This is a genomic window from Ruminococcus sp. RTP21358st1_G6_RTP21358_211008, assembly GCF_040908885.1.
In the GTDB taxonomy this organism is placed as follows: domain Bacteria; phylum Bacillota; class Clostridia; order Lachnospirales; family Lachnospiraceae; genus Blautia_A; species Blautia_A faecis.
Map to the genome: position 1 here is coordinate 37818 of NZ_JBDGDM010000017.1, position 20081 is coordinate 57898.

Below are 20081 nucleotides of genomic sequence, written 5' to 3' on the forward strand. Positions count from 1 at the left end.
TAAGATTGATGATAATCACCTCTTTTTCATAAAAACATGTAACTATTTTCAATAACAAAAATGAGACAAAACACGCTTCAAGGTCTGACGCAAGCACAGGCTTTAGAGCGTGTTTGAAAAAGGCTTTCTGCAAGATGTGCGTCACAATTTGTGGGAGATTTCGCCCGGATGAGGGCGCCGTAGTGGGCTACGGCAACTGAATTCAGGTGAAATCTCCCGCAAAGTGGGGCGTGCAGATTGCGGGAATGATTTTTCAAACAGGCTCTAGCTCGTTGTCTGCATAAATTAAGTGAATACTGTCGGCGATCTCCGGCAAATGATAAATATAAATAAGATAAAAAATTAGTGATTATGAAATGTCCGCTATTCCGAAGCGCGATTGAAAAAGCTTCGAATCAGACATTTAAGAATGTAATTAGAATTATAACATTTAAAGTCCACTGTGAAAAGCACTTTATAAAAATTTTATAAGTGCTTTTCACAATCTCAAATTAAATCTGAATCGTCTTTCCCAGTTCTGCGGACGTTCTGTGTGAAATGGAAATAACGGTACGATCCTTTGCCACACGTTTCAATGCAGCCAGAACAGCTTTCTCTGTCTCCGCATCCAGGTTTGCAGTGATCTCATCCAGAAGAAGCAGTTTGGGCTCTGCCACTGCTGCCCTGGCGATGGATAGCAGCTGCCACTGTCCCTGGGAAAAAATCTCCGGGGTGCAATAAGTATCGTAACCATTTTCCAGACTCTCAATCGCCTCTTTTAAACCTGTAAGCTCTGCAACAGCCTTTACCTGACGCTCAGAGATCCGGTCATCATATAATGTAATCTGGTCGCGTACGGTTCCCGGCACCATGTGAAAAGTCTGCTCTACGTATCCAAAGAGTTTCCGTCGTTCTCCAGCCCTCACAGCCGTTGCCGGAATGCCGTGGAGCAGTACCTGTCCCTGATCCGGCTCATAAAGTCCAAGAAGCAGCTTCAATATCGTACTCTTTCCTGCACCAGTTCGTCCGAGTAGAGTCACCTGATCGGTATCCATCACCTTGAAATTCAGATGTTCCAGCACCACATGCTCATCATAGCCGAAGGTTACATTCCGGAATTCTACAAACGGAAAACTATTACTGCCAGAAGCTCCCAGTCTGTGCCTTTCTTCCATATCAGCCATCGCTTCCTTTCGGCTAATCTTTTCATTTCTGTTTTCTTCTATTTTTGTTGCCGGATTATTCCAGGTTTTCTCGGTATCTCCATTCTCCTGTGCGCCATTTTCTTTCTCCTCCAGCCCAAAGAATTCATTAATCCTATGGATTCCAGCTACCGCGGACTGGATGGTCTGAATCTCCATTCCAAGACTTTCCACCGGCGAAAAAATCTGTGAAATATAGTTGATCACAGCCACTGCAGTTCCCGCAGACATTCCAAAAAACGTGAGCACCATCTTATTTCCAGATGCTGAAAGCAGCATCACAGCTGCAACCACGACTGCATTTAAAATCAAGATCACCGGTGAATATACTGCATCATAAAAATTGGTTCTCTCCATTGCCTGGTAACTTTCACCGATGTAAGTGTCGTAACGCTCTTCCATATATTTTTCCCTGCCAAGGCAATGGATGGTACGGATATTATGAAGGGTTTCCGGCACATGTCCAGAGGCTCTTCCCACAGCCTTACGGTTTTCGATCTGGGCTGCCAGCATGTTTTTCTGCACATGTCTGGTAAACCAGAAAAGAAATGGCAGTATTACAAGAAGCACCACAGCGAGACCCTTATTTTCAAACCAGATCACCACCAGAATACTGATAATCTTGCAGGCGTCAGCAAACATACTGATGATCCCTGAGGTAAAAAGATTTTCCACAGTATCTACATCACCAACAAAGCGTGAAGCCAGAGTTCCAGGTTCCAGCCCTGTCAGTTTGTCAGAAGTAAGGCATATGAATTTTTCCATAAGGCTGCTTCTAAGTGCATGTGTGATTTTCTGCCCAAATACGGTAAGCAGACCTTCCCTGGCAGATTCCATGAATCCGGTAAGTGCAAGCATTGCAAAATAAAGGAAAATCACCCAGAATGTCACGGCTTTTCCCGCTGTGACTGTATCTACGATTTTTGCCAGGATCAGCGGCGGGATAAGAGCCGTTACCACTGCGCCTGCTACAGCAAAGACAATACCCATAGACAGCCATTTCTGCTGCAGAACTGTTTTCCAGATCACACCTTTTACCTGTCTTTTTTTCGCTTTTGCAATTTTCCCTTTTCCCTTGTTTTCTACCGGAAAAACATTTGCATCTGACCTTCTGCTCTTTTCCAAAATCATATTTTCTTCTGATTTCACGTTGTTCTTATTTCTGTCTGTCTTCACTCTCTGCACCTCCTTCCTCAGTAAATAATTTCTTATACTCCGGTACCTTCACAAGTAATTCTTCATGCGTACCCACCACTGTTTTTCCATCTTCCATCCAGATGATCTGATTCATCTGCGGAAACAGATACAGACGGTGGGAAATCAGCAGCACAATATTCTCTTTCGCCTGTGCTTTCAAATTGGCAAAAATCTGTCTCTCGGTGCTCTTATCCAAAGCCGAAAAAGGATCATCCAGAACCAGAACTGGCTTTTTGTGGCAAAGAGTTCTTGCAAGAGCCAGACGTTTTCCCTGTCCGCCCGAAAGACGTACGCCACCATTTCCTACCAGAGTCTGTAAACCATCATCCATCTCATTTACTTCTTCTGCCATGCAAACCATTTTCAGGAAATCCTCTGTCTTTTTCTGTTCACCCATAAGCACATTGTTTTCCACGCTGTCGTTAAACAGCTCCGGATCATGACCAAGATAGCCTATGATATTCGTCTGCCAGGATTGGGGCATATTCTGAAGCTCTTTGCCATCCACAAGAATCTGACCTTCATATGGATACTCGCACAAAAATACTTTTCCCAAAGTAGACTTTCCGCAGGCCACTGGTCCGGTAATTCCGATCATCTGCCCTTTTTCAGCCTTGAAGGAAATATCCTTCAGAATCTGTTTCCCATCCGGATAAGCAAAATTCAGATGACGGACCTGCAATTGTTTTACGTTCCTGTAACGAATTTCTGACTGGGCTATCTCTAGCTGAGATAGTTCCTTCTGCGACAATGTTTCTTCTGCATGTTTAGCAGACACATTTTCGATCTTTTCCACTTTCCCATTTTCCAGAATTCCAGACACATTTTTCTCACTCTTTGGAATTTCTTCCTGCTTTGTCAAAAGCGGCTTAATACGCTTCCAGGAAATCTGCGCCTTGTGCACTGCATTAAACAGCTTCGCTGCACTGGATGACTTCACGGACAGCTTCACAAAACATGCCAGGAAAGTAGTAAAAGATGCAATCGTCCATGTGCTCCAGCCTGTTCCCAGAACATTTTTCTGTCCAAAATACAGGATAAACAGTACCCCGGTCATGGAAATGATCCGGTACAAAGGCGGCATGATGGAATTCCAGATATTCGCTTTTACTGCTGACTTTTCATAAGCGGTAAGATTTTCTTCATATGCCTTGCGGCGATCCTCTTCACATCCAAAAACACGGTATGTAACAGCATTTTCCGCCCGATCCAGAGTCGCTGTACTTAAATGTCCAGACTGCTCTTTGTATGCAGTTCCGGTTATCTGGATCATTTTTTTCATTTTTTCCGCCGTCATATAAGAAACCGGCGGGAAAATCATGCAAAGCAAGGCAAGCCTGAAATCATACCACAAAAGCATTCCTGCATAAGCAGCCAGGGCAACTCCTGTATCAAAAATCTCCGTAGTGAATTTACGCATTCCCTCTACGCAGTCATCCACATCCAGTATTGCCTTGGTCATAATGCTTCCCTCCCCCTCTTCCCGAAGGCTTGCACGACTTTTCCGCACCAGACTAGCATACAGGATTTCTTTCATTCTGCGATTTACATTGTTGGCAAAACGCCGCACATAAAACCTCTTGATATATCTGGCAGTCTGGACAATTGCAATGGCGGTCACATAGCCCAGCACCAGAACCAGCATATCTGAAAACTGGTCAGCCCCTTTCAGGATATCCACCAGGCAGCCGGTCATTTTCCCCTCAAACCAGGGACCTGCCAGAAGGCCGATATTATAGATCAAACCGGATATAGTCACTGCCAGAAGCACTTTCCATTCTTTCTGAAAATAGGAAAACACCCTGTCCGGCAGAAAATTTGTATGATGTTTCGCTTTCATCTGACATTTCCTTTCTGCCTTAAAGCATAACGATACAAAAATGAGACAAAACACACTATGTAAGCTTTACCTCTTATCACAGCAGCCGTCAGCGTCTCATGCAGGCATGAACCTGGTCACGTCGCTTGCGTAAAGAAAAAGGGAGCTGCTCACTTCCAGTTTTTCCAGAAAGTGCCACAGCTCCATACCACAGACCATGCCCTCATAATCTGCTTATTCTTTTATTACATCTTATCCGGTGCCTCGAATCCAAGAAGATCAATACTTGTCTCAAGCACTCTCTTGGTCAGCTGCAGAAGACGGATATAGGATTCCTTCTGCGCCTGATTCTCTTCACTGAGGATCTTGGTCTCATGATAAAAGCTGTTGAATGCATTGGAAACCTCATAAATATATGCACAGATTTTATGCGGAGCTTTTTCCTCAAATGCACTCTCGATCATGCTTCCAAATCCACTGAGCTGAAGCATCAGGTTCTTCTCGCTGCCGTTAGATGCCGGAAGTATCTCACCTGCTTCAAGGTTTCCGCCTGCTTCCACATAACGGTTCAGGATGGATTTGATACGAACGATTGTATAAAGGATGTACGGACCTGTATTTCCCTCGAAAGAGGTGAAGCGGTCTACATCAAAAATATAATCCTTGGTAGCCTGATTGGAAAGATCGCCATATTTAATTGCTGCCAGACCTACAATCTTAGCAGTATCTCTTGCATCTTTATCACGGACACTTCTGTTCTCTACGATCTTTGTGAACATTTCCTCATCAATATCGGCAATCAGGTTCTCAAGGCGCATAACACCGCCCTCTCTTGTTTTGAACGGTTTGCCATCTTTTCCATTCATAGTACCGAAGCCAAGGAAGGAAAGCCTTGTGTCTTCTTTCACAAGACCGGTCTTTCTTGCGCAGCGGAAGACCTGGATAAAATGAAGCTCCTGACGTTTGTCAACAACGTAAAGGATCTCATCTGGCTGGAACAGCTTCATACGCTCTACAATTGTGGCAAGGTCTGTAGTAGTATAAAGAGATGCTCCATCTGATTTCAGAAGCATACATGGCGGGATTTCCTTGGTATCGGTCTCCTCTTTAACGTCTACAACAAGCGCTCCCTGATCCTCATATGCAAAGCCTTTTTCCTTCATCATCTCTACCATGTCCGGAATGTAAGGCTGCGCATCAGACTCTTTTTTCCACAGATCAAAGGATACGTTCAGATTCGCATAGTTTCTCTTAAGGTCTGTAACAGAAACACTCATAATGTGGTTCCAGAGAGCCATGTACCCCGGCTTACCCTGCTGAAGAAGATGAGTTGCCTCCAGTGCTTCCTGACGGTATGCCTCATCCTCCTTGGATTTGCCGCTTGCACATGGATAAATCTCCTCAAGCTCACTGATAGTAAAAGGTGCCTCTGCAGGATATTCACCTGTATAGCTGTCATCAAAATATACAAGCTCCGGCTGTCTGTGCTTCAGCTCTGTAATGATCAGTCCCATCTGAAGTCCCCAGTCACCAAGATGAACATCACCGATCACCTTATGGCCTACGAAACGACCGATTCTCTTAATACTTTCACCAATAATTGCAGAACGGAGATGACCTACATGAAGAGGTTTGGCAACATTCGGTCCGCCGTAATCGATTACGATGGTCTTCGGCTCTTTGGCTGTGTCTGCACCAAGCTTCTCATCCTTCTCCATCTCTTTCAGATAATCTGCAAGAAACTCTTCGCTGACTTTCAGGTTGATAAATCCGGGCTTTACCATTTCTTTCATGGAAAATACTTTGGAATCTGCCAGATTGCCCACTACGTCATCTGCGATCATAAATGGTGCTTTCTTATAAGCCTTAGCTCCCGCCATGGCACCATTGCACTGGTATTCGCAAAGGTCAGGACGGTTGGAAACGCCTACTTTACCGTAGGATGAATCGTATCCTGCTTTTTCAAATGCTGCAGAAAGCTCTTCTGCCATGTAGTCTGTAAGTTTTTTCATAAATCCTCCTAAATTTTCTTCTCAGAGAGAATACTTCTGTTTTCTTCTGAATTCGTTCCGAAAATATATATTCTATTTCGGAATCTTTTCTAAAAAAATCAATTCTTTTCAATTACTATCTATAGGTGACATCCAAAACTAATGTTTAAAAACTATAGCCATTTCTTAGCTTCTATGCAGTTACTTTCTTAGAACATGCGATTGCAAGAGAACCATATCCAATATGGCATGCCACACTAAGTGACAGCGGATCCATATGGATTTCCATACCAGGAAAGGTTTCCTGCATCTCCTGCTTCCACTCTTCTGCCTCTTCCGGATTACCTGTGTAAGCAGCCTGAAGACACATTTCTCCATTCTGGACAAACGGTGCAAAGCGTCCCTCAAAATCTGCCTTCATAGCCTTCAGCATAGTACGTCTGGCCTGCTTCTTGCCTCTTACCTTGGCAAAAGCATCCAGCTTCTCACCCTGGATCTGCAGCACCGGCTTCAGATTCAAAACGGTACCGATTGCAGCTGCAGCAGGTGTGATCCTGCCGCCCTTTTTCAGATATTTCAGGGTTTCCAAGGTAATATAAATACTGGAATTAAATTTCTCTTCTTCCAGGATCTTCTTAATTTCAGCTCCGCTCTTACCTGCATCCCGAAGAGCAATCGCGTCCTCCACAGATTGACGCTGGGTTACGGAAATTCTCTGATTATCTACCACGTGCACTCTGCCCTCATACTCCTGGGCAAGTCCCATTGCAGTAGCACAGGTAGCGCTGAGACCACTTGACATCGGGATCTGTACAATCTCATCATACTCTTTCAGAAGATTGTCCCATAATCCCATAGTCTCTCCCGGGCTTGGCTGGGAAGTGGAAATAGAAGCATCCGACTTCAGCCACTGATAAAATTCATCCTGGCTCAGGGTAATTCCCTCCAGGTACATTTTCTCATTAATAAAAAAAGGCATAGGAATAACAGACACTCCAAGTCTGCGTCCTTCCTCCTGTGTAATGCCGCTGTTACTGTCCGTTACAATGGCAATCTTACTCATTCAATCTCTCCTTATCTCATAAAAACTCATGTTCCTGTTCACTTCGTTCACAGCAGCACGCTTCGCGAACCTTACCAATGAACAGTAACAAACTCGCCGCCGTCCTGCCTTTTTTTTCTGGCAGCTGGTTCTTTTTTCCCAGTAAACAGCGACTGTAAATCTTCTTTCCCTATTCAGGGTCTTAAAGTCTATTATAATACCTGCGCTCCAGTCTGGCAAACACTTTAAAGAAAAGTCTCGAAAAAAATGTACCAAAATATTTCTTCATCTGTAAAATTCTTTTGGCAAAAAAGAAAAAAAGACAGCCTACACCGCCCCTATAAGCAGCACTGCTGCCCCACATTTTATAATACAGCCAATTCCGCCCATCAGCCGCTCCGCCTGCGCCATAGTTTTCGGGAACATGATGTACCAGCGGAAAGCTTCCATTGTTTTCCGGAGCTTCGCAGGCCAGAAAGAGAAATCTGACCATTTGTCCGGCAGCCAGCTCTGGGGAATATGGGATAAAAGCCTTACGCAAAAAAAGAGGCCGATTCCCCACAGTAAAATTCTAATAACAAAGCAACTGCATTTTCTAAAATCAATTTTCTTTTCTCTATTTCTTTGAATTCCATTTTCCCAGATTTCGTGCTCCATCTCATACAGCCACCTGGAAACAGTTATTATAAGCATTACAAGAAAAGCCACTGGAAACCAGGGCAAAATCACTTCCAGCCAGCTGTCATCCACTAATATTCCGGATAGTCCGTTTCCCACGAGAAAATCAGATGCAGCACCCTCCAGATTCTGACCTTTTTTCCCTCTGATCAGAACCTGAGTACAAACCTGATTTTTTTGTAACGGACGGATAAGCATCGTATGCTGATTCCAGGATACCACACCCCGCACTTCGTAAATCTGCTCTCCCACAGTCAACTGACTTCCCGCACAATTTTCACTGCCGAAAAGCTCCAGGGCTGTGTCTTTATCGATCACGCATCCGGTTTCATCATTCTCTTCTAATAAAGCAGCCTGTCGGTCATACAAAGCAGCCATTCCCACAATGCCTGTCACCCGGGCATTTGTCTGTCTGAAATCCTCTGGATTCGTAACCACCTGAACTCCTCCATTCCACACAAAACAGAAATCTGTAATCTCATCACTACTTTGATAATTTTCCCAGATCTGCTTCGCCAGGTTTACTGCAGGATAATCTCCATACAGTTCAACCACCGCTGTATCTGTTTTTCCCACCTTCACATAATCTTTCATTCCAGAATAAAATAAAGCTGCGGCCAGCAATACTGCCATAACAACCTTCAGATATTTGGAACAGTAATTCTTCTTTTCACTTTCCATGCTAATTTTCAGAAATCCTCACCCTGCTTCCATCCTTCAGTTCCCTGTCTGCCTGGACGATCACAGCCTGATCCGTAGAAAGGCTTCCCTCAACCAATGCAGCAGTTGTCTGGTTTTTATCCTGCACAGTAACTTCCACTTTTCTTGCAACCATTACCGTTCCAAGCACTGTATTTTCTGTGTCTGTAACATACACATAGACCTTCCCATTCTCCTGGTACAGCGCTGAAAGCGGAACGCAGCAGGAATAAGGCCCAGCATCTTTTGATATGGAAAAATCTCCGCTCTGACCGATGGACAGACTGTCCGCCGGCATTATGATGGACAGGTCACGAATATCATTATCCTCCTTATTTTCTGTTATATCTTCCACTGTTGCGCCAGAAATATCATTATTGTTATTATCTGTGATTTTCACGTCTGCACCGGCAGATACATATTTTATATCTTCTTTTGAGATGGTACCAGTCATTCGAAGAGCACCATCGGCTGAATATAAAACTACTGCTGCAGTCTGTCCTGTAAGGTCTCCGGTTTGCACGGACAGGCTTTTGATCACACCGTCAGAAGGAGACGAAATCACTCCCTCTGTGCTTTGAAGCACTGTAACCTTTTCCATATCTGCTCTGGCATTTTCCAGTTCTCTTTGTAAGTTCTCCAAGGTACTGTCTGAAGCCTCCGGCGTACTGGCATCGGCCACTGCTTTTCCGGCACTTGCCAAAGTCTGATTTTTTCCCGCGATCACTTCATTTAATGCTTCCTGTCTGGCTCGCAGATCATCCTGAAGGGCAGTTTCTGTGGTGGAATCGTCCTCCTGTGTTGCAATGGTCTCACCATCATTAAACCCTTCCTCTCCATCTGTGAAGCCACTTAAATCATCCCCAGAAGTCTTTGCTTCCTTTTCCCTGTAAAATTCATCAAGTCTCTGTTGGGCTATCTGAACTTCCGCCCTTGCATTATCCACGGAAACATTTCCGCTTTGCACAGCCAGATCATAAGAATTTCCAGCCCATGCCTGCTCCGCTGCACGCTTCTGGCTGTTCACCTTTTTCTGGCTTTCCAGATCCTTTACCTGCCCTTCCAGAGTTTTTACTTTATCGTCCAGATTCTTCAAAGCCGCCTGAATGCTGTTCTGGGATAGCTTCAATAAAATATCCCCCTTTTTCACAGTCTGCCCTGCATGTACCATCACCTGCTCCACCTGCAGATTTTCCAGTACAAACACCGCCACTTCCTGACTACCCTCCACTTTTCCAGAGCCTTTCACCTCATGAGTGATCATCTGATTTGCCGGGTTCTTAGTCTGGATCTGTATCACATTTACAGAATCCGAAACTCTTGACAATATGGTAAAAATCAGCATCATTACAAAAAACAGGCAAGTTGCCTGAATTAATTTTTTCTTCATGTCAAACTCCCATTCTGTTCCTGAACATATTTGTAAAACACTCTGCATTCTAACTATTTCTTTTAAATTCCATTGACAATATATTTTATCAAACTGTCGTTTTTTTATCGTCACTTTCCAGTTGTTTCTCTTTTTATTCTTTTACCGCCGTAGAGACAATTCCCTGCTCCAGATAGTCCTGTCCGGACAAAAATACCAGAACTGCCGGGGCCAGAGCCACCACAGAGGCCGCAAATGCAAACCCTGCCTGTTTCAACTCAATATTTGGCAGGTACAAAGACAACGGCCACAATTCTTTTGTTTTCAAAAATACCATCGGCTGTTCGATCAGATTCCAGTATTCCAGAAAGCCCAGAACAATGGCAGAAATGACGCCAGGTGAGCCCAAGGGGATGGCAACTATAAAAAACAGTCTAAGCTCACCTGCACCGTCAAGTCTTGCCGCTTCTAGAAACGCCAGAGGAATCCCTTTGAAAAAGCGGTACATAATAAATATGGGGAATGTAGAAAAAACCGCCGGGAAAACAATCCCCAAAAGCGAGTCAAGAAGCCCAATTTTATCCAACACCAGATAACTGCCAAGAAGCATAACCTGAAACGGCATCATCATCAGTGCAATATACAAAGTAAACAATATATTTTTCCCTGGAAAATCAAATTTGGCAAATCCCCATGCAGCAGGCATTCCAACCAGAAGCCCGCCAGCGAGGGCACCAGCTGTGATCTTCACCGAGTTCCAGAACATTACGAAAAATTCCGGTGAATCCAGCAGTACTTCCACGTAATGTTTCAGAGTCGGATATTCCGGAAACAGCTTCCAGGAAGCATATCCTTTCGCCCCCTCCTGCAGCACTGGAAACAGCAGATCTGTAAGCTCATTTTTTCCCATAATAGAACCAACTACCAGAAATAAAACAGGAAATATAAAGACCAAAGCTAAAAGTACAAGAAAAAAACAAGTTATCTTTTTCACTTCTTAATCCTCTCTTTCCCATGCTTTTTGCAGTAAAAGTACCAGAACCATGATCGCAATTCCAGTAACCACTGCCGCAGCCGCCATCTTATCCATGGCCAGGTCTCTGTACCAGTTATTGAACAGATGCTGTAGAAGATACATGTTCTCCTGTGGATAATCTCCTGCGACCAGATAAGCCTCCCGGAATACTTTAAAGCCGTTCAGCAGCGACAGAACTACAATGGTAAAAAGAGAGGGTAAAAGATTGGGACAGGTAATCCTGGTAAAGCATTTCCAGGCACCGGCTCCATCCACCTTTGCTGCCTCATAAAGAGATTCCGGAATTGTGGAAAGGCCTGCCAGCCACAGTACAATGTCATACCCTAAATTTCGCCAAATATAACTGATCACCAGCACCCAGAAGGTAGCCTTTGTATTCAACCAGTCTATACTTTTCAACGACAACATTTCCAGAAAATGGTTCAAAAGCCCCTGTCCATTAAAGAGTACTTTCCATAAAATTGCCACAGAAGCAACTGGAATGGCCATTGGAAGCAGAAATGCGGTTTTCATCAGCTGCTTCTGATTTTTCCCAAGTCCATTTAGCAGGACAGCAGCTGCCAGTGACAAAACCACCAGTAACGGAATACAGATTCCGAAAAACCGCAAGGTATTTTTCCCGGCAAGAAGAAATGCCTGATTGGAAAATATCATCTGATAATTCATAAATCCAGTAAACACTCCATTTACAGCTCCAAAAAAAGATCTGCGGATCACATCCACATAAGGAAGCAGCCAGAATACACAGACTCCTGCAAAGCTAGGGAGAATAAATAAAATCCCTTTCAGGGCATGTTTTCTTTTCAAAAAATTTCCTCTTTTCTACCTTTCATTCAGCATTATAAAAATAGCAGAGAAATCTCTATTCTTTCTCTAAAGCGTGTTTGAAAAAGGCTTTCTGCAAGATGTGCGCCACAATTTGTGGGAGATTTTGTCCGGTTTTCAAACAGGCTTTAAAATTAATTAGAGAAATTTTAGAGATTTGCGTATATAATGGATAACAGATTATAAGAAGAGGAGTTTCCTATGAGAATATTAATAATAGAAGATGACAAAGATCTGGCACAGCTTACAAAGCTTGCACTTGAAAAAGAAAATTTCACGGTAGATATGTGTCTGGATGGTGCGGAAGGTCTTTACTATATGCGGGAAAATATGTATGATCTGGTACTTCTGGACCGCATGCTTCCTTCCATGGATGGAACTCAGGTTTTGAAAGAAGCCAGACAGTCCAACATCTCAACCCCTGTTATTTTCCTTACGGCACTTGGCGAACTACAGGACAAGGTCAACGGACTGAACTGTGGAGCAGATGATTACATGGTAAAGCCCTTCGCCTTTGAAGAACTTCTTGCAAGAATCCACAGCATTATGCGCCGTCCCGGAAAATGGGGTGACTTAAATCTTCTGAAGCTGGGAGATATTGCTTTTGATCCTGAATGCGGGCGCCTTACCAAGGGTGCAAAAGAATGCACTCTTTCCGGCCGCGAAAGTGCCCTTCTGGAAGTATTTCTCCGAAATCCCGGTCAGGTTCTTCCCAGAAACCTTCTTCTCTCCCGCGTATGGGGCATGGAATCCGACGTAGAAGAGGGAAATCTTGACAACTACATACATTTTCTCCGTCGCCGCCTGAAATCCGTGGAAAGCACACTGGCTCTCAAAACCATACGCGGAATAGGTTATCAGTTGGAAGTCTGTCAGTAAACACGCTCTAGTTTTATTTCGGTAATCTTATCACAAATGTACTGCCGCCACCCGGAGTATCCAGAATACGGATACTCCCTTTATGTAACGTCACAATTTCCCTGGCAATGCAAAGTCCAAGTCCAAAATGCTGTTTCTCCTTTCTGGCCGGATCAGCCCTGTAAAATCTTCGGAATACAGCCTCCTTATTCTCATCCGGAATTCCCGGACCATTATCCTGTACATAAAGCTGAAAATATTTTTCATTTTCTTTTACTCCCATTTCCATCCTGCCACCGGCCGGCACATAGCTTGCCCCGTTATCCAAAAGGATTCCCAGCACCTGACTGATTCTGGCACTGTCACACTTACAGATAGAAAGAGGCTCCTCTGGCAGAACTACTTTCAGGGAAATCTTTTTTCCATGCAGAATAGGCTGGTATTTCTCATATGTATCCAGAAGCAAGGTGTCAAGCTCACAATCTGTCTTCATAATACTCCAGGATTTATTGTCCGCATTTGCAAGAGAAAGCATATCCCCGATAAGCCGGGACATCCTGTCTCCCTCACTTTTTATGGTTTTCAAAAATCTGCCGGCGTTTTCCCAGTCAGATTCCATTGCCTGTACACTTGACAATATCACAGCCAGCGGAGATCTCAGTTCATGGGATGCCGAAGCAATAAACTGGGTTTGTTTCCTTTGATTCTCTTCCAGAGGGCGAAGCATTTTTCCTGTAAAAAACCAGGAAAATGTAACCAAAGCCAGAACTGCAAGCAGCACCATGACTCCAAACCAGACTCTTTGATGAAAGATCTGTGTTTTCAACCCATCAAGAGGATATACCAGCACCAGGCTTAACACGCCGTTTCCCTTAGGAATCAAGGCTGTACATGCATAAAAATCTGAAGTTTCAAAATAAACCGTTTTGGAAAGAGAGAGGCTTCCCATATAGTCCACATCAAGCCCCTGCTCTTCCCTGGAAATTCTGGCAGCCTCTGTCAGCATATTTCCTACAGAGCTCAGATTTTCTTCCTTTTTATCCTGATTCCAGCTTTCTGTATCCAGCTTATCAAAATACAGCTTTTTTCCGTTATTCAGAATGCGAAATTCCACTTTGTATTCCTGCTTTGCTTCCAGTATCCACTTGTGAGAAAGCACAGTCTGATTTTCCAGATAAGCCACACAGGAATTTCCATTATTTAAAAATCTCTCATAAGTATTATGGGTAAGCCCTCTCTCGGAGATCACAAGACAGGAAACTGCCATCAGGATCAGTATTCCGCTTGTGATCAGTGATTCAAATATGGTCATTTGCCTGTGAAGCTTTTTAAACATCTCTTACTCCTTCTATTCTGCCAGATACAGATTCACCTGCTGCATGACTGCATTCGCAGCCTCATCAAGACTGATTTCCCCATTCAGGTAACGCACTCCGTTTTCACAAACAGCACTGGTAATGATTGTATTATCCAAAACCGGAGTTGTAAGCATTTTTCCAAGCTGTTTTAATTCATTCACCTTATCAGCTGACGGAACTTTTATACTGTATACCAATTCCTGACCGTTCTCGCTGTTACTGCTGCCGCCAGTAACTAACACGTTTCCAGCCTCTCCCTGATTCCAGTAGTCCTCTCCATTGTAAACAGCTTCCACTACAGGGAAACCATCTTCTCTGGAAAGCATCTGTCCTTCCTCTGAAAATAAATATTCCACAAATTTCTCAGCAGCAGCTTTCTGGGAAGCTCTGGAGCTGATTCCGATTCGGTTGACCGGAATGAAACAATTTGCCATCTGCCCATTCCAAAGTGCATAGGACAAGGAAGTATCTATCTCTGCCATAGAATTTACAAATGCAAAATCCAAAGGCGAAAAAATATCACCTAAAGCAAATTCACAGTTTCGGGAAAGCAGCACGGCAGTTTCTCCCGAAATACTGCCAGCTCTTTCATATACTGGCTGTCCACTGTCATCAAAAGCCTGTGGATAGGCAGCCTTTAATTCATCCATAGCATCCTTTCCAGCCTGATAAATCCTTTCGGACTGTTCCAGAAATCCCTTGATCTTTTCTTCATCCAGAGTTCCATTCGCTTTCATCCATGCTGCGGAATTGTTATCTGCCAGTTTTTCCAGAAGTGCCTGTGGATACATGGAATAAAGTAAGGGCAGCTTATAGATGTTTTCCGAAGTCAGTCCATATTCATCCTTGTGCTTCGTGAGCACATCAGCAAGAGAAACCAGATCTGTCACCGCCTGCACATCCTCCTTGTTTCCCTCTATCATAGGAATTCCAAATTTCACCGGCATCTCATAGATACTTCCATCCTCTTTTGTATAAGCACTTTCTATGTTGTCCAGCAATCCTGCATCTTTCAGAATTCCACTTAAATCCTCCAGCATTCCCTGTTCTGCATAGGTTTCAGAAGAAATTCCGTCCAGAATCAGAATATCCGGTCCTTTTCCTGCCATAATCTCCGTATTCAGTGTTTTTAACGCATCTGTACGTGTTACACCATCGTTTCCAGACATTCCGGTTTCCAGTGTGAGATAAATATCCGGATATTTCTTCTGAAACATAACAACTGCCTGTCGAATACCGGAATTCTCTTCCAGGGAATATATGGTGAGCTCTGTATCCGGTACGGTTGGAGTATCTGCAGAATACTTATAAGAAAGCAGCCTTCCACCATTTAAGCCAGAGTTGTAATCAACTTCACCAATGTAAAATACGCCTTCCGAATCCATTGCCATACAGTTAAATGCCTTATTCGAAGAGCTTATGGAATTCAGGCTTCCATCAATTACCTGCTCAATTACATTGCCGCCAAATGCATAGCGGTATAAACCAGTCTGATCCACATAGAATATGGTATCTTTCTCATCCCCCTCCAAAAACAGTAAGGCAGTACCGGAGGAATTTCCAAATTCCAGATTTGCAGGAGTCTTTTTCAGCTGCGCAGTCAGTGCATCGCCTCCACTTGCCGGCTTACCGGAAGCCACATCGTAATAATGCACATCTCCATCTGCAATCACGATCAGATACTCTGAAGTTACGCACATATAATCTGTGGATTTTCCTTTCTCATACTCATGAACCACAGCCCCGTCAACAGGATTGATTTCCATGATTCCATTTCCTGAAATCTGTAAAAACAGGTTGCCATTTTCCCCAATATCTATACTCCAGGCCATGGTTTCATCCAAATCTTCTCCGATTTCAACCTTCTTTCCTTCACCGTCAGCGGGGCAATAATAATATTCCATACTTCCCATGCTGTTCTCATCTTCAGATTCTATATATACGCCAATCAGAATACTTCCGTCTCTCCCAAGCGCTGCTTTATAAATGGATCCCCCTTCCACACCGAAAAAACCGGCAACCTTCTTCCCTTCTTCCCAAGTCTTTCCCTTGTCAGAGGACTGGTAGAGCATCAATTCGTAATCACTGTTTCTTGCAAGCATTTTCAGGCTTCCCTCTTTCATAACCTGCAAATCCACAATCTCCATACATCCTTCCGGCACAGACAGTTCATTCTCCAGATACCGTCCCATTGCTTTGGATTCCACGGAATCTGCCTTGTCCTTCCCTCTGTCAGTACTGCCGCAGCCCATCAGGCTTCCCGCACCCGCAATGCATAGACTTACTGCTGTAGAAACAGACAGAACTTGTTTCCATTTTTTATATTTTTGCATATTAAATTTCTCCTTCCAGTGGTATGCAATAATCCTACCAAAGGAATCTCTATGTAATCTCTAAACAAGTATATCATGTTTCCCCTTATATTTTGCAAAATTTTAACCGGCGGAACATAACATTCTCTATAGCCTGTCCTAAAAGCAATCTCACAATCTGCACGCTCCACTTTACACAAATAACTCAAAAACATACTTTGACGCATGAATTGACTCATAAAAAAAGAACAGCTCCAAACACAAATCATCTGATCCATGCTTTCAGCTGTTCATTTTTATAACAATATTAACATTTATTGCAAATATAAACCATTACTCACTTCTAAGTGCATCAATCGGATTCAGGTTAGCCGCCTTAACAGAAGGAAGCAGACCAAAGATGATACCGATCAGCATAGAGAATACTACAGAGCCAATAATCGCCGGAACACTGATGGCTGTAGGTGAGCCTGCCACCTTGGATACAACTTTTGAAAGTCCGATTCCAAGAACAACTCCGATAATACCTCCCACACTGGTAAGTACTGCTGCCTCCGTCAGGAACTGTCCCAGAATCACCTTCTTTCTGGCACCAATCGCCTTCTTCAGACCAATCTCCTTGGTACGCTCGGTTACAGATACCAGCATGATATTCATAACACCAATACCTCCAACCAGAAGAGAAATACTTGCGATCCAGATCAGCTGGGAGTTGGTGCTCTCACTTAAATCCTGAAGATCCTTTACCCGCTGCATAACATCATCTGCTTTATACTTGAAACCGCTGCTTCCACTGCCAGTGCTGCTGATGGATTTATTCAGAATCTTCGCTACTGCAGAACCAGTCTCACTCATGTTGTCCGTGCTGTCTACTTTGACGATCGCATTCTCAGGCTCATCAAATTTGTAAGAAATCGGCCAGCATTTATTTGGAATCATTACGGTTCCAATCACATTTTCATAATAGCTGTCAAAATCACTCGGTGTATCCATGTTTGGCAAGCTGTCAGCCGACTGGCGTACAACTCCTACAATTGTATAGGGTTCAGAACCGATCTCAATGATTTTCCCCACTGGATTAGCTCCCGGAAACATGGTATCAGCAGCATAGCTGTCCACCAGTGCCACCTTGCGGAAATTATCATAATCAGCCTGTACAAATCCCCTTCCGGAACGTACCTGATAACCGCAGGTATTCAGATAATTGGTATCAATGCCATAGACCTTACCGCCGGAAAAACTGCTGTTCTCATAGTAAACACTGCTGTTGTAGTCTGTTCTGCTATAGAAAAATGTTGCATTCTCCACATGATCTGTTTTTAACACTTCATCCTTCAGGCTCTGACTGAGGAGCGGTGTAGAGCCGGAAGAACCGCCATCATAATAATCCACACTGTAGGCACTGTCACCCTGTGACAAGGTTACATTTACCGTGTTATTTCCAGAGCCGATCAGGTTATCCTTAATCTGCTCACTCGTTCCCTTAATCGTGGAAACAATGGCAATAATAGATGCAATACCGATAATAATACCCAGCATTGTAAGGAAAGATCTCATCTTGTGTGACCAGATTCCCTGGAATGCCAGACGTATATTTTCAAACATGAAATCCCTCCTTAACCAAGACCGCCATATGATGTGGAATCATATCCCATAAACGTATCCAGCGATCCTTCCTTTGTCTTCATACCCTCTTTGATGGATTTCGAATAAGGGAATGCAATCTTGTCATCCATGGACAAGCCGCCGCTTACCAATACATAAGCACCACCGTTTACATTCTCTTTTACCTTAACGATCTGTTTCTTCAGCACGCCATTGTCATCCTTGTACACATAGCTTACGCCGTCTTCCGTACGGACAAAAGCCTTGGAAAGAACAATGCCATCCGTGCTCTGCGCCTGCTGCTCCAGCTGGATATCCACCCAGTCTCCAACACTTACCTGCACGGTGTCATCTGTGATCTTGGCAGTAAAATTATAAGAAGAAACATTTGGATTGCTGTCTCCATAGTAATAATAGGAGCTGTCTCCATCAACTGCATAATCGGAAACCTGGATCACCTCAGCCTCAAAATTCATATATCCATTCTCACCATAAGAATTGCAGTTCAAAATTGTGCCTTCCTTCACCTGGTCAAGCATAAGCTCCCCTACAGTTCCCTGTACGTAATAGCCGTCTTTGCTCTTAACGATCATAAAGGAATCAGATTCTGAATTGGTACCTGTAGCTGCATCTCCCACAGTGGTTACAATACCATCCAACTTACTGGTGATCAGCTTTCTGTCTGCCTTCTTCTGAAGCTTGCTGATGCTGATCTCACTCTCCTGCACATCCAGTTCCAGACTGGCGATCCGGTTCTTCTGGATCTTAATGGCCTCTGAACGGGACAGGGAAGAGCTTCCGCCACCACCGCCTCCATCACCAGGAATATCCGGCTCGTCATCTCCCTTATCATACTGCATAGCCCCGTCAAGGGTAAAATCCATTTCAGCAAAACGGTCAACCGGATTGCTGAGCATATTTCCATCGACCAGATAGTATCCGGTACAGGATTCTTTTCTGTTGGTATAATCAGCAATGGTATCATTCTGATGGAATTCCAGCAGATACCAGTATCCGCCCGGATGAAGAAGAATAGTTCCGTCAGCATTATAGCCAGCCATCTTGTTCAGAAAGGCTCCGGTTACATTTACCTTGCCTTTTGCACTGGAACAAAGATACAGATAAGGATCTTCCTCGGTTCCTGTTCCCTGATAAGGTTCTGTATCGTAATCCAGAGTCAGGTAAAAAGGTTCCTCTCCATCTACAAATCCGTCATTTCCAACGGTAGCATGATTCTGTGAGGAACCAGAATTGCTTCCATCGAAAAATCCTCCCTGATTCGTGTCTGAAATATCACTGCTAAAACCATCACTGGAAGGTTCGTCATAAAATCCGGAAGCAGTACCCGGATCGCCGGTGCTATACTCTGAATCGTCTTCAGAATCATCTCCGGAATCAGCTTCTGTATCAGCAGAAAGATCTCCTGTGTCACCGCTTGTCATTTCATCTGCAGAACCAATATCTTCGCTTCCCACTTCCTGGGTATCTGCAGAAGTAATTTCTTCATTTCCAACTGCCTGAGCGTCTGCAAATCCATCTGTCACAGCAGCCAGAAGCATTGGCTGCAAAACAGCTGCCAGATAATGATCAGAAGCGGTTACTGCAGAAGACAGTTCATCATCTCCCGTAGGATCGGAGCTGTCATCTTCTGTAGAATCCTCTCCTGAATCAATCAGATTGTCTGCGGAGGAAGAATCGGAATCAAGAATCGGTCCGCCATTTTGCAGGCTGGTAAGTCTTTTCTTTGCAGCAGCAAGATCCTGCTGCTGTTTCTGAAGCTTCAGCTTGGCAATGTTCAGTTCCATTTCCACAAGCGTCATGTCAAAAGAAATCAGCTTGTCTCCAGGCTTTACCTCATCCCCTTTGCTCACGTAAATTTCCTGGATGATCATGTCTTTCTCTACGGAAATCCTCTGTGTTGCATTGGCATATACTGTTCCGCTCAATGTAGTATCGGAATCATATCTCTCACCTGCCAGATCACTGACGCTTGCCACCAGCACTTCCTTCTGGCTTCCTTTCCGTACATACATCAGTCCACCGCCAATACCGGTTCCGACAAGAGCTGTGACTACCACACCTATTATAATTTTCTTCGCTTTTCCCATAGG

General features: G+C 44.0%; 14 protein-coding genes and 2 pseudogenes. 3 read left to right on the top strand and 13 right to left on the bottom strand.

Translation table 11 applies throughout. The annotated features are described in order from the left end of the window. Positions 1-77: 77 nt before the first annotated feature. Positions 78-197, bottom strand: a pseudogene (locus AB5Z12_RS08725) (DUF6783 domain-containing protein); the annotation flags it as partial. Between AB5Z12_RS08725 and AB5Z12_RS08730 the strand changes: the two are divergent. Further along, positions 147-284 (top strand): annotated as a pseudogene (locus tag AB5Z12_RS08730) (DUF6783 domain-containing protein). The pseudogenes AB5Z12_RS08725 and AB5Z12_RS08730 sit on opposite strands and share 51 nt — an antisense overlap. A 207-nt stretch (positions 285-491) precedes the next feature. Here the strand turns inward: AB5Z12_RS08730 and AB5Z12_RS08735 are convergent. The 8 genes from AB5Z12_RS08735 to AB5Z12_RS08770 all read right to left on the bottom strand — a co-directional run bounded on the left by AB5Z12_RS08735 (position 492) and on the right by AB5Z12_RS08770 (position 11819). Continuing rightward, positions 492-2357 carry an ABC transporter ATP-binding protein gene (locus AB5Z12_RS08735; RefSeq protein WP_330602488.1) on the bottom strand — a complete coding sequence of 622 codons (1866 nt, stop codon included), beginning with the start codon at positions 2355-2357 and terminating at the stop codon, positions 492-494. After that, complete coding sequence (locus tag AB5Z12_RS08740) at positions 2338-4218, bottom strand: ABC transporter ATP-binding protein (protein WP_148461905.1); 1881 nt, start codon at positions 4216-4218, stop codon at positions 2338-2340. The genes AB5Z12_RS08735 and AB5Z12_RS08740 overlap by 20 nt, the downstream gene beginning before the upstream one ends. Before the next feature lie 224 nt (positions 4219-4442). Further along, complete coding sequence (argS, locus tag AB5Z12_RS08745) at positions 4443-6209, bottom strand: arginine--tRNA ligase (protein ID WP_118579438.1); 1767 nt, start codon at positions 6207-6209, stop codon at positions 4443-4445. Between the two features lie 172 nt (positions 6210-6381). After that, on the bottom strand, positions 6382-7251 hold the full coding sequence (locus tag AB5Z12_RS08750; protein ID WP_173770081.1) for a DegV family protein: 870 nt from the start codon (positions 7249-7251) through the stop codon (positions 6382-6384). A 306-nt stretch (positions 7252-7557) separates the two neighbouring features. Next, complete coding sequence (locus AB5Z12_RS08755; RefSeq protein ID WP_195590291.1) at positions 7558-8589, bottom strand: ABC transporter permease; 1032 nt, start codon at positions 8587-8589, stop codon at positions 7558-7560. A 1-nt stretch (position 8590) separates the two neighbouring features. Then, the gene (locus AB5Z12_RS08760; RefSeq protein ID WP_195590293.1) at positions 8591-9997 is read right to left on the bottom strand and encodes an HlyD family secretion protein; all 1407 of its coding nucleotides are present in this window, start codon (positions 9995-9997) and stop codon (positions 8591-8593) included. Between the two features lie 133 nt (positions 9998-10130). Next, the gene (locus tag AB5Z12_RS08765; protein WP_195590310.1) at positions 10131-10886 is read right to left on the bottom strand and encodes a carbohydrate ABC transporter permease; all 756 of its coding nucleotides are present in this window, start codon (positions 10884-10886) and stop codon (positions 10131-10133) included. Positions 10887-10973: 87 nt separating this feature from the next. Then, complete coding sequence (locus AB5Z12_RS08770) at positions 10974-11819, bottom strand: carbohydrate ABC transporter permease (RefSeq protein WP_173770078.1); 846 nt, start codon at positions 11817-11819, stop codon at positions 10974-10976. 77 nt (positions 11820-11896) lie between these two features. On the opposite strand from AB5Z12_RS08770, the gene AB5Z12_RS08775 reads away from it, so the two are divergent. Then, positions 11897-12013 (top strand): DUF6783 domain-containing protein, encoded by a 117-nt coding sequence (locus AB5Z12_RS08775; RefSeq protein WP_368357298.1) that lies wholly within the window; start codon positions 11897-11899, stop codon positions 12011-12013. 25 nt (positions 12014-12038) lie between these two features. Further along, on the top strand, positions 12039-12716 hold the full coding sequence (locus AB5Z12_RS08780; RefSeq protein ID WP_195590295.1) for a response regulator transcription factor: 678 nt from the start codon (positions 12039-12041) through the stop codon (positions 12714-12716). Between the two features lie 13 nt (positions 12717-12729). Here AB5Z12_RS08780 and AB5Z12_RS08785 read toward each other — a convergent pair whose 3' ends face one another. The 4 genes from AB5Z12_RS08785 to AB5Z12_RS08800 form a co-directional block, all read right to left on the bottom strand. Further along, positions 12730-14007 carry a sensor histidine kinase gene (locus AB5Z12_RS08785; RefSeq protein WP_368368613.1) on the bottom strand — a complete coding sequence of 426 codons (1278 nt, stop codon included), beginning with the start codon at positions 14005-14007 and terminating at the stop codon, positions 12730-12732. Positions 14008-14043: 36 nt separating this feature from the next. Then, on the bottom strand, positions 14044-16386 hold the full coding sequence (locus tag AB5Z12_RS08790; protein ID WP_368357296.1) for an extracellular solute-binding protein: 2343 nt from the start codon (positions 16384-16386) through the stop codon (positions 14044-14046). Positions 16387-16698: 312 nt separating this feature from the next. After that, positions 16699-17970, bottom strand: coding sequence for an ABC transporter permease (locus AB5Z12_RS08795; protein WP_173735047.1), 1272 nt, complete (start codon positions 17968-17970; stop codon positions 16699-16701). 11 nt (positions 17971-17981) lie between these two features. Further along, on the bottom strand, positions 17982-20078 hold the full coding sequence (locus AB5Z12_RS08800; RefSeq protein WP_368357295.1) for a hypothetical protein: 2097 nt from the start codon (positions 20076-20078) through the stop codon (positions 17982-17984). Positions 20079-20081 lie beyond the last annotated feature (3 nt).